Source organism: Paraclostridium tenue, assembly GCF_039521565.1.
GTDB classification, from domain to species: Bacteria; Bacillota; Clostridia; order Peptostreptococcales; family Peptostreptococcaceae; genus Paraclostridium; species Paraclostridium tenue.
In genome coordinates this window covers 15,988-27,959 of record NZ_BAAACP010000022.1, presented here as the reverse complement: position 1 = coordinate 27,959, position 11,972 = coordinate 15,988, and the positions used below count along the sequence as shown (strand labels likewise).

10 protein-coding genes are annotated in these 11,972 nt (G+C 24.0%); 3 read left to right on the top strand and 7 right to left on the bottom strand.

Features of this window, described 5'->3' with window-relative positions:
* Positions 1–63: 63 nt before the first annotated feature.
* The 7 genes from ABFX13_RS13125 to mutS form a co-directional block, all read right to left on the bottom strand.
* Complete coding sequence (locus tag ABFX13_RS13125) at positions 64–879, bottom strand: Mrp/NBP35 family ATP-binding protein (RefSeq protein WP_346046777.1); 816 nt, start codon at positions 877–879, stop codon at positions 64–66.
* A gap of 168 nt (positions 880–1,047) precedes the next feature.
* Positions 1,048–1,818, bottom strand: a complete 771-nt coding sequence (locus ABFX13_RS13120; protein ID WP_346046775.1) for a DUF3226 domain-containing protein — start codon at positions 1,816–1,818, stop codon at positions 1,048–1,050.
* Positions 1,818–2,855, bottom strand: coding sequence for an AAA family ATPase (locus tag ABFX13_RS13115; RefSeq protein ID WP_346046774.1), 1,038 nt, complete (start codon positions 2,853–2,855; stop codon positions 1,818–1,820). Before ABFX13_RS13115 ends, ABFX13_RS13120 begins: the two co-directional genes overlap by 1 nt.
* A gap of 173 nt (positions 2,856–3,028) precedes the next feature.
* Positions 3,029–3,307, bottom strand: coding sequence for an RNA chaperone Hfq (gene hfq, locus ABFX13_RS13110; protein WP_147543905.1), 279 nt, complete (start codon positions 3,305–3,307; stop codon positions 3,029–3,031).
* 64 nt (positions 3,308–3,371) lie between these two features.
* Entirely contained in the window at positions 3,372–4,313 is a 942-nt protein-coding gene (miaA, locus tag ABFX13_RS13105) for a tRNA (adenosine(37)-N6)-dimethylallyltransferase MiaA (RefSeq protein WP_346046771.1), read from the bottom strand.
* 16 nt (positions 4,314–4,329) lie between these two features.
* Positions 4,330–6,375: a DNA mismatch repair endonuclease MutL gene (mutL, locus tag ABFX13_RS13100; protein ID WP_346046769.1), complete on the bottom strand. Its 2,046-nt coding sequence runs from the start codon at positions 6,373–6,375 to the stop codon at positions 4,330–4,332.
* A gap of 95 nt (positions 6,376–6,470) precedes the next feature.
* Complete coding sequence (mutS, locus tag ABFX13_RS13095; RefSeq protein ID WP_346046767.1) at positions 6,471–9,284, bottom strand: DNA mismatch repair protein MutS; 2,814 nt, start codon at positions 9,282–9,284, stop codon at positions 6,471–6,473.
* A 219-nt stretch (positions 9,285–9,503) separates the two neighbouring features.
* Between mutS and ABFX13_RS13090 the strand changes: the two genes are divergently transcribed.
* The 3 genes from ABFX13_RS13090 to ABFX13_RS13080 all read left to right on the top strand — a co-directional run bounded on the left by ABFX13_RS13090 (position 9,504) and on the right by ABFX13_RS13080 (position 11,949).
* The gene (locus tag ABFX13_RS13090) at positions 9,504–9,977 is read left to right on the top strand and encodes a hypothetical protein (RefSeq protein WP_346046765.1); all 474 of its coding nucleotides are present in this window, start codon (positions 9,504–9,506) and stop codon (positions 9,975–9,977) included.
* A gap of 274 nt (positions 9,978–10,251) precedes the next feature.
* Positions 10,252–10,788 carry a hypothetical protein gene (locus ABFX13_RS13085; protein WP_346046763.1) on the top strand — a complete coding sequence of 179 codons (537 nt, stop codon included), beginning with the start codon at positions 10,252–10,254 and terminating at the stop codon, positions 10,786–10,788.
* A 555-nt stretch (positions 10,789–11,343) separates the two neighbouring features.
* Positions 11,344–11,949, top strand: a complete 606-nt coding sequence (locus tag ABFX13_RS13080; RefSeq protein WP_346046761.1) for a peptidylprolyl isomerase — start codon at positions 11,344–11,346, stop codon at positions 11,947–11,949.
* Positions 11,950–11,972 lie beyond the last annotated feature (23 nt).

Sequence of the window (11,972 nt, the reverse complement as noted above, 5' to 3'; positions counted from 1 at the left end):
TTTAAATAAAATAAAAAAACTACCTTAAATTTAAGGTAGTTTTTTTATTTTATTTAAATAAGTTTATTTTATTTTTTCAACTATAGAATTTAAAACTCCATCTAATTCTGAACTTATATTGTCAACTCCATTATGAGTTATATTTACAATTTCCTTTGTCATAGGAAGTTCTCCTAATAAATTTAAATTCATATCTTTTAAGAATTTCTCCGTTTCCTCACCATCAAATAATTTTATCTTTTTATCACAATCTGGACACTGAATATAACTCATATTCTCAACTACACCTAATACTTTAACATTAAGCATTTTAGCCATATTTACAGCTTTTGCAACTATCATAGATATCATATCTTGTGGAACAGACACCATAACAACACCATTTATAGGTATATTTTGCATTACTGTCAAAGGAACATCTCCTGTTCCAGGAGGCATATCTATTAGTAAATAATCTAACTCTTCCCACATTACATCTTTATAGAATTGTTTAACAGTATTGCTTATTATAGGGCCTTTCCATACTATGGCTTGATTTTCATCTCCTACCATAAAGTTTATAGACATTGTTTTTATATTATCTTTAGTTATTATAGGATATATATCTTTTCCATTTGGAGATGTTGCTCTTTCATCTTGTACTCCCATAAGTCTTGGTATACTTGGTCCTGTTATATCTGCATCTAGTATCCCTACTTTATATCCCATTTTATTTAACTTTTTAGCTATAAGTGCAGTTACAGTTGATTTTCCAACTCCACCTTTACCACTCATTACACCTATAATTTTTTTTATTTTATTATTAGGATTATTTTCTATATTACATGTTTCTTGTTTATTACAATTTCCTTTTGATGGACATGAATTACAGTTTCCCATTGTTATTACCTCTCTTTTCATTTGTCTGCTTTTTTACTATTACCAAATATGTATGAAATAATTTTGAAATAGTTACTTTTTTCATTTTATATATACCCAATAATTAAAATTTAAAACATATAAAATTAAATTTTTTAATTTCATACTATATAAATTTCAAAATACTTTTTATAAATTTATTATATCAACAATAAATTTATAAAAAGTATTAATAGATTTACTATAAGCTATGCTTTTATCACTTATCCAATCATCATGTCTTATAGAATTTTGATTTGCACTTCCAGGTTGAAATACATTAGATATACACCCAACTCTTACCTTATTTTCACTAGATATACTCCAATTGTATTTATATTTATCTTCAATACTATTTATGTAATAATTTACTTCATCTAATAAATCCTTATAAACAATTTCAGCTCCTTCTAGTAATAAATCCTCAAGAGTTCCTTTTTGGTAATTATTTGGAAAAAAATAATTATACAAACTTATACTTTCTCCTTTTATATTAATATTTCCTTTTATAAAATCACTCTTTTTTATAATCATATCATTCATGTTTGTTTTAAATTTTTCTTCAAAACTTTGCTTTGCACATTTTTGATCTGCATCAAAAATTGCGCATATACTTTTTATCTGGCCAAGTTCAGATTTATTCATATTACTAATATATAAATCTATTTCCTTTATAAGCCTACTTTCTCCGTTAGCACAAATAATTACTACTATAATATTTTTATTTATAAAATATGTTGGTATAGGTATATATCTATCTAATCTATCTTTTGCAAAAGGATATGTTCTAGGTATTTTCCTTTTCCATATATCAGGTAACTTGTCAATACTCTTTATTTCTTTAAAATTATTAATGTCTAATATCTTAGCTATGCAATTAGCATCATGTACTCCTTCAACAAAAAATAATATATTCTTCATTACCTCACATCCTGCCCTAGAATAGTTCTTATATCTTTTAATTTACTACCTGAAAATCTAGTTGTGTATATATTATCATTAATAGATTCTATTCTAAAACATGTTAAATCATCTAGTTTATTACCTATACCTTCAATCATTGCGTCTATTACTTCTAAACTATGAGTAGTTGAAATCAATTGAACTTTATATTCTATACAAGCTTTTACAAACCATCTAAAAACCTCACTTACCATATCTTTGTAAATAGCTGTTTCTATTTCATCTATTAATAAAATTCCACCTTTAGCGCTAACTATTGCTGAAGCTAGTGTTATTACTTTTTTTACACCATCTCCAAAACTAGATAAAGGCATTAATTTATATTTTTTATGATTTATATAAATAGATGAATTGTTCATATATCTATTAGGTAAAACCTCAAAACTTAAAATATTTTTATCAAACATTTGAAGTAATTTTATTAATTTATCTTTATCTCCGTCTTTGATAACTTCTATTGTATTATTTAACACATTTTCTCTAAAGTGATCATATGGAGTTACATATACTATTTTTATAAGGTTATAACTTCCACTATATCTTAGTTGCTTATTTTCTTGAATATATATTTCTTTATTTATTAATTCTTCATCATTTTGCTTTAGACTAACAATGCCTTCAAATACTTTGCTATCAAAATTTACATCATTTTCATTAAAATCTATAATATTATTTAATTCACCTTTTATTTTCAATTCATTTTCACATTTGTTTATAATAGAATTTATATGTATACCTCTATTTTTCTCTTGGTTTTTAGGAAACATCTCTAGAAAAAGTTCAAATTTAGATGTATTATTACTATCTCTTTTCGATGCATTAATAAGCATGTGCCTTATACTATCTGGATTTTCTAAAAGAGATATAGCTTCTAAAAGAGATGTTTTCCCACTATTATTATCTCCTACTATTATATTTATAGTTGATAAATCATTTAGTTCTAGATTTTTAACTCCCCTAAAGTTTTTTATATTTAAATAACTTAAATAATTCATATTACCACTTCTCTCTTTATATAATCTAATAAATTATATAAATTAAAAGTTATTAATATAACTTTATCTTTTGTTAATTAAACATTTTATGCTTTATAATATAAATTTTTTAAATAAAAAAATCCTGAAAGCTATTAACTTTCAAGATTTTCAATTTAAATATATCTTATTAATTATTTATTTTCGTTGTAATTTTTGTTATATCCTTGATTATTGTTGTTATTGTTATTATTAAAATTCATAGGTTTTCCTGGTATTATAGTAGATACTGCATGCTTATATATAAGATTTTGCTGCTTATTTTCACCTTCTAATAATACTATATAGCTATCAAATCCCTTAACGTATCCCTTAACTTGAACTCCATTCATTAAAAATATTGTTACAGGTATTCTTTCTTTTCTTGCATTATTTAGGAATAAGTCCTGTAAATTTAAAACTGTACTTTTCATTAGTTTAATACCCTCCAAAATGATTTATCATATTTAATTTATTTTATATATATTATATTCTATATTACACAAGATTTACCTTTTTTTCAATATAAGTAATTACATCATTTAAAAGTATTTTTTCATCCTTATATTCATCTAAGTCAAACCACATTGCATCTTTATATCTTCTAAACCATGTCAATTGTCTTTTGGCATATCTTCTTGAATCACGTTTTATAATTTCTATAGCTTCATCATAGCTATACTCTCCATATAAATATTTTATTATTTCTTTATATCCTATACCTTGCATAGATATTAAATCTTTTGTATATCCCATAGATAGTAATTTTTTAACTTCATCTTCTAATCCTTCTTTAATCATTAAATCAACACGCATATCTATTCTTTTATACAAATGACTTCTATCTCTATTTAATACTATTATTATAGGTTCATACTTTTCATTTAGTTTAAGATCATTACTAAAATCACTCATTTTTTTCCCGCTTAAACAAACTTCAAGTGCTCTTATAACTCTTTTAGTATTATTTTTATGAATTCTATTTGCTGCATCTTCGTCTAATTCTTTTAACTTATTATGCATATAATCTATACCTTTTTCTTCAAGTTCTAATCTTAACGATTCTCTTAGTTTATTATCTGCATCAGATTTTGCAAAGTCCATATTATATATAAGTGAATTTAAATAAAGTCCTGTACCCCCAGTTACTAAAGGAATTTTGTTATTTTTTACTATTTCATCTATATAATTATTTGCCCTTTGTTGAAACTCTGAAACAGAAAAACTAAAATCAGGATTAACTTCATCTATTAAATAGTGTTTTATTCCTTTCATCTCATCAGGTTTTACTTTAGCACTTCCTATATCCATATATTTATATATTTGCATAGAATCAGCTGATATAATATCCATATTAAGTTTCTTTGCTAGTTGTATCGATAGGTTTGTCTTCCCAACTGCTGTTGGTCCTGTTAGTATAACTAAAGGTATTTTCTTCATATTCTCCCCTTCTTTCTTACATAATTCTTTTAAACATTTTTTCTATTTCTGTCTTTGATATCTCTACAAATATTGGTCTACCATGCGGACATGTAAAAGGGTTTTTACACATTTCTATTTGTTTTAATAAGCTGTTTATTTCTTCTTCATAAATAGTATCATTAGCCTTTATAGCCGATTTACAAGCCATAGATGCAAACTTTTCACCTTTTAGTTCATAATTGTTATTTATCTCATCTATATTATCAATTATATCTAAGACAAATTTTTCTGATTCTGGAGTTCCAAATATTGTTGGTACACATCTTATCATTATATGATTTTTACCAAATATCTCTATTTCAAACCCAAATTTCATAAATAAATCTATATTATTTTCAATTTTTAACATATCTGTTGTAGATAGTTCTAAAACTATAGGATCAAGTAGCATTTGCATATTTATATCCATATTATAAAACTTTTCCATATATCTTTCATATAATACTCTTTCATGTGCTGCATGCTGATCTAATAAATACATATTACTTCCTTTTTGAAGTATTATATAGGTTTTAAATATGGTACCTATAACTATATATTCATTAAGAGAAAATTCATGTTTTTTATCTTCAATAAATTCAGATTGATGTATATTTTTTTCATAAGATACATTTTCTTCATTTATACTTTGGTTGTCTAAATTATTAGATGGTGTATATATATCATTATTTTTTTTATAAATATCATCGTTTAAATTTTTTTCTTCTTTTTTTTCAAGCTCTAGTAAATCATTAAAACTATATACTTTATTTAAATCTATAGCTTCATCCAAAACTATAACTTCATCAGTTTTTGATTGATTTATTGCATTTTTAACTTCTTTAAATTCTTTTTCAAGTTTATTTCTATCTTCTAGTTCTTCAAAATTGTATGTTTGATTTTTATATTCTTTTTCTAAATTATTTAGTATTCCTTGATTTAAGTTATCAACATTAATTTGCTCACTTTTATTATCTATTTTTTTAGGACTTGTTATAGGCTTTGATATTAGATTTTCCTTTTTATCAAAAGTTTCATATTTTCCTATTAAGTTAGATCTTATTAAAGAACTTCTTATATATTCTTTAAGTTCTACATATATTTGTTGCTCATTTTCAAACTTAAGTTCAAGCTTAGTTGGATGTATATTAACATCTATTTTAGATGGGTCTATTTCTATATTTAAAAAGCAAACTGCATGTTTATTTATAGGTATAAGTGATTTGTATCCTTCACTTATAGCATCTAATATAATTTTACTTTTAACGTATCTTTTATTTATATATATATGTTGAAGATTTTTATTTGCTCTATATACATTATTATTGCCTATATAACCACTTATCTTAAAAAACTGACTTTCATGGTTTAATTCTATTAAATTCTCAGTTATATCTTTTCCATAAATACTTCTTATAGTATTTATAAGCTTACCATCACCTGGTGAATTTAGCATAGTTTTTTTATTATTCACATATTTTATACTTACATTAGGATTTCCTATAGCTAACTTATTTATTAAATCACTTATATTTATAGTTTCAGCATGAGTTGATTTTAAAAACTTTTGTCTAACAGGAGTATTAAAAAACAAATCACGAACCATAATTGTTGTTCCTTTGTTAGTACCTACTGGTTCTTTTAATTTTATATTTCCACCTTCAACTAAAATTTTAGTTCCTACAGGCTCATCTTTAGGTCTAGTAATCATTTCTATTTTAGCAACAGAAGCTATAGAAGCTAGAGCCTCACCTCTAAACCCTAAAGAATATAAATCATATAAATCATCAATTTTATTAATTTTACTTGTAGCATGTCTTAAAAAACTTTTTTCAACTTCGCTAGAATCTATCCCACTGCCATTATCAGTTATTCTAATAAATTTCTTACCACCATCTTCAATCTCAACTATTATTTTTTTGCTACCTGCATCTACTGAATTTTCTACAAGTTCTTTAACAACAGAAGAAGGTCTTTCTACAACTTCCCCAGCTTGTAATTGATTTATAGTAGCTTCATCTAATATATTAATTCTAGCCATATATTCACCTCACTTTGTAGTAAAATTTAACGTTATTTAATTCTTTAAATTATAATAAGGACTATAGTTAGCTATAATCCTTATTATCTATAAGTTTACTTTATTTTTTTAGCTTTACTTTGTAAATTATATAAAGCATTCATAGCATCTAGTGGTGTCATATTTAAAATATCTAAATTTTTAATATCATTAATTAAATCATTATCATAAATTGCGTCAAATGATATTTGTGTTATAGCAACTTCATCCGTGTTAGAATTTTCTTTTTTAAGTTTATTTACTTCACTTTCTAGTTTTTTAATATCTAAAATATATTTTTCTTCTTTTTCAGTTATTTTCTTTTTTAAATTATCATACTCTAATTTTAAACTATCATATAACTCTTTTTCTACAACATCTGATTTAAATTTTTTATTATTTTCAAATACTTTTAAACTTTCACTATCTGACAAATATTTATCTTTGCTAGTTTCTTTTAAATTATTTTGGATATGATTTTTTTCTAGATCTATTAGTATTTCTTTTGATCTTTTTATAACTTCTTGTGGTAACTTAGCAAGTTCTGCAACATATATACCGTAACTTTTATCTGCTCCACCTTCTATAATTTTTCTTAAAAATACTATTCCATCATTATTTTCACACACTGCAACTGAATAATTTTTAACATCACTAAATTCATCTTCAAGTTCTACTAATTCATGATAGTGTGTTGCAAATAAAGTTTTACATTTAATATTTTTTTGTATATATTCAACTATAGACCAAGCTAAGCTTATACCATCATAAGTACTAGTTCCACGACCTATTTCATCAAGTATTACTAAACTTTTATCTGTTGCATTTTTAAGTATTTGTGAAACTTCTGTCATCTCAACCATAAATGTAGATTGACCCTGAGATAAATCGTCACTAGCTCCAACTCTAGTAAATATTCTATCTAATATTGGAATATTTGCATACTCTGCTGGGACAAATGAACCAATATGAGCCATCAAAGCTATAACTGCAGTTTGTCTCATATAAGTAGATTTCCCTGCCATGTTTGGTCCTGTTATTATATTTATAATATTTTCACCTTGATTTAAATATGTGTCATTTGGAACGAAGTTTTCTTCGCCTACAATGCTTTCAACAACAGGGTGACGACCATTTTTTATATCAAGTTTATTATCTTCATTTATCACAGGTTTTACATAATTATTTATATAAGCAACAGTAGCTAATGAAACAAATACATCTATATTAGCTATAGTTTTTGCTACTAATTGTATTCTATCTATATTTTCATATATATTATTTCTTATATTTACAAATATCTCATATTCTAAACTTTTTATTTTTTCTTCAGCATTTAAAATTTTATCTTCTATTTCTTTTAATTCACTAGTTATATATCTTTCCGCATTACTTAATGTTTGTTTTCTTATATAACTATCATCTATATTTGCACTAGCTAAGTTAGCTTTAGTTATTTCTATATAATAACCAAATACTTTATTAAATCCTACTTTTAATGATTTAACTCCTGTTTTTTCTTTTTCTCTATTTTCAATTTCCTTTATCATAAAGGCTCCATTTTTAGAGATATCTCTTAAATCATTTAATTCATCATTAAATTCAGATTTTATTATGTTCCCATCTTTGATAGTTATTGATGGTTCTTCAAGGATTGCACTATCTATTAAAGAATATATATCATTTAAATCATCCATATTTGATATATAATTTTTAAGTATATCTGCATCTGATGAATTTATTATATTTTTAAGCATCGGAAGTTTTTCTATAGAATTTTTTAAATGTATCATTTCCTTAGGAGTAACTTTTTCAAATGCTATCTTCCCACATATTCTTTCTATATCATACACATTTTTTAATACATCTATTAAATCTTCTCTTAGCATAAAGTCTTCTTTTAATTCTTCTATTACATTAAGTCTTTTTTCTATTTTCAGCTTATTTACTAATGGCTCTTCTACATACTTTCTAAGCATTCTACCACCCATAGCTGTAGAAGTTTTATCTAGAACATGAAGTAATGAACCTTTTTTAGCATTACCCCTTATAGTTGAAGTTAATTCTAAGTTATTTCTAGTAAACATATCTAATATCATATATTCTTGTGAGTTATATATATTTATATTGTTTATATTAGATGTTACTTGCTTTTGAGTGTTATATATATAATTTAGGATTATACATAAACTTGAACTTATAAGTCCATATTCATCAAGGTTTAATTTTTCTAAATATTCCTTATTAAAATACTCACCTAATATATTTTCATTTAGGTAAGTTTCATCAAAGTTTTCATTTATATAAATATTACTTAAACTAGCTATATTTCTTATTTGTTCTATTGTATTAATATCATTTGCTATTATCTCTGTTGGATGTATTTTAGCTATTTCTTCTACTAATTTATCTTTATTTAAATAAGTTGAGTTAACTTCTCCAGTACTTATATCAATATAAGAAATTCCTATTTTATCATTTTGGGTAAAAACTGCTAATAAATAATTATTTTTCTTATTTTCTAGTAAGTTTCCTTCAAGTACAGTACCTGGTGTTATAACTCTTACAACATCTCTTTTGACTATTCCCTTTGATGCATTTACATCTTCAACTTGTTCACATATAGCTACTTTATATCCATTTTCAACTAGCCTTGATATATAGTTTTGAGATGAATGAAATGGTACTCCACACATAGGAGCTCTCTCACTCATACCACATTCTCTTCCTGTTAGTGCTATTTCTAAAGTCTTTGAAGCTACTATTGCATCTTCAAAAAACATTTCATAAAAATCTCCAAGCCTAAAAAACATTATACAGTCTTTATATCTATCTTTAACTTCAAAGTATTGCCTCATCATAGGAGTTAATTTACTTTTATCTATATTCATACGCTCTTCCTCCTCTATGTTCTACATATTATATCATATTTAAGTACTTATATTTATATCTATATTAATATCTTTTATATTTTCTTTTTATAAAGCGTCACATTTATATACCTTTCTCCATATATAGTATTATAGTAATTTTCAAGATAGAAACTAAATTAAGTTTAGTATAATTCTTAATTTTACTATAAAAAATAAAAATAGGAGAGGTTATTATCAATGGAATACTATAATGAATATGACAACAAGTATGATTATAAAAAATATGACAGAGATGAAAAATGTCATTGTGACTGCAAAAAACATCATCATCATGATGACTCCTGCAAAAAAATAAAAGGCGAAGTTAATCATTATGAAGATTGCAAATATATAGATGGTAAAGATTACTGTATAGAGAATAAAAACTACTATGATAATTATTATAAAAAATATAATCATTATTATATAACTGATTATGATTATATCACAGATCATTATTATGAATATGATGTTTATCATTATGATCATAAAACTAAATATGATTGCAAATATTATGAAGATAAATACTATGAAAATGATTATTATAAAGAAAAAGATCATTGGAAAAAAGATAACTACTACAATGAAAAAGATTATGGTAAAAAAGATAACTATTATAAAAAATGTGACTGTGAATATTGCAAAAAACACAGAAAAGATTGTAAATTCTAGTAAGGTTTTGATTTGTTAATATATATACTCATTTGTATTAAATTAACCCCTTATAAAATTAAGGGGTTTTTTTATTTAACATAAAGTTAATTATTATAAATTTTACATACTAATTTAAATATATATTTTTTATTTTTTTCTATAAATCGTCACATTTGTATACCTTTTTCCATATATTGTATTATAGTAATTTTCAAGAAGGAATTTAAATCGAGAGACTTATTTTCCTACTTGAGTTTACTATAAAAATATAAAATAAGTGAGGTTATTATCCATGGGATATTGTAATGAATATAACAACAAGTATGACTATAAAAAATTTGACAGACATGAAAAATGTCATTGTGATTGGAAAGAACATGACAAACATGATAAATGCCATTGTGACTGGAACGAACATGATAGACATGATAAATGTCATTGCGACTGGAAAGAACATGACAAGCATGATAAATGTCATTGCGACTGGAAAGAACATGACAAGCATGATGACTGCTGCAAAAAAATAAAAGGTGAAGTTAATCATTATGAAGATTGCAAATATATAGATGGTAAAGACTACTGTATTGAAAATAAAAATTACTATGACAATTACTACAAAAAATGTAATCACTATTATATAACTGATTATGATTATATTACAGATCATTATTATGAATATGATGTTTATCACTATGATCATAAAACTAAATATGATTGCAAATATTATGAAGATAAATGCTATAAAGATGACTATCATAAAGAAAAAGATCATTGGAAAAAAGATGATTATGGATATTGTAAAAAAAATAGAAGAGGTTATGACTACTAATATATAATTTCTTTATAAAAGTATAATTATTACTGTTTTATTAAAGCTATGATTTTTTAATCATAGCTTTTTTTATTTTACAGTTTTTCATTTACACTTATAGATGTCATTTATCTTAATTTACTCATATATTAATATATATCTATATAGTAGATCTTTTATCAATGAATATAATTAAGTAACTTATAAGAATGAAATTACTTTTTTAAAAGTAGCAGTTAAATTTATCAATACTGGAAAATATTATGTTTATATTTATAATTATGGAAGTAAACTTGGTAACTACAAATTAAAATTATCTAATGCTAATTAATTATATATATTTTTTAATACAGTGTTATAATTATTTAATTTAAGATTCATAATTTTCCTTATTTCCGTTTATAAGCATAAAAAATGTAGTAGCATTTTTACTAGTCATAAATTCTTGAGTATTTATATACAATTATAAATTGCTTATCTTCTTTAATTTTTAATGATTTTTTATCAAAAGAAATCATTTTCAAATATATATGATATAATCTATTTAAATATTAGTATAAAGGGGTAATATATATGACAAATCCAGTAGTTAATATGAAAATTAAAGATGGTAAAAATATAAAAATTGAGTTATTTCCAGATCAAGCTCCTGAATCAGTTAAAAATTTTATAAGTCTAATAAATAAAGGTTTTTATAGTAATACAGCATTTTTGCGAGTTGAAAATGATAAGTTAATACAAGGAGGGTGTCCTGAAAACAATGGTACAGGAGTATTAGGTTATAGCATAAAAAGCGAGTGTAAGGATAATGGAGTAAATAATAACTTAAAATTTACTAGAGGTACTATAGGTTATGGTAGATTTGAACATAATGCTGAAAGTTGCCACTTTTTTATAGTTACTCAAGATACACCTCAACTTAATGACAAGTTTGCTGCTTTTGGACGTGTTATAGATGGAATAGATGAAGTTGATAGAATAAGTAAAGTTAAAACTGAATTAGATGTATTTTTACATAGAGCCATTGAAAAAGTTTATATAGAAAATATGACTGTAAATACTTTTGGAGTTATATATGATAGTCCAAATAAACTTAAAGGTTTATCTAAAGAAGAAACTTTAATTAAATGGAACTATACTATGGAAGAACGTAAAAAAACTGGATACAAAGTAGTTTAAATATAACTTAAACAAAAAAATAG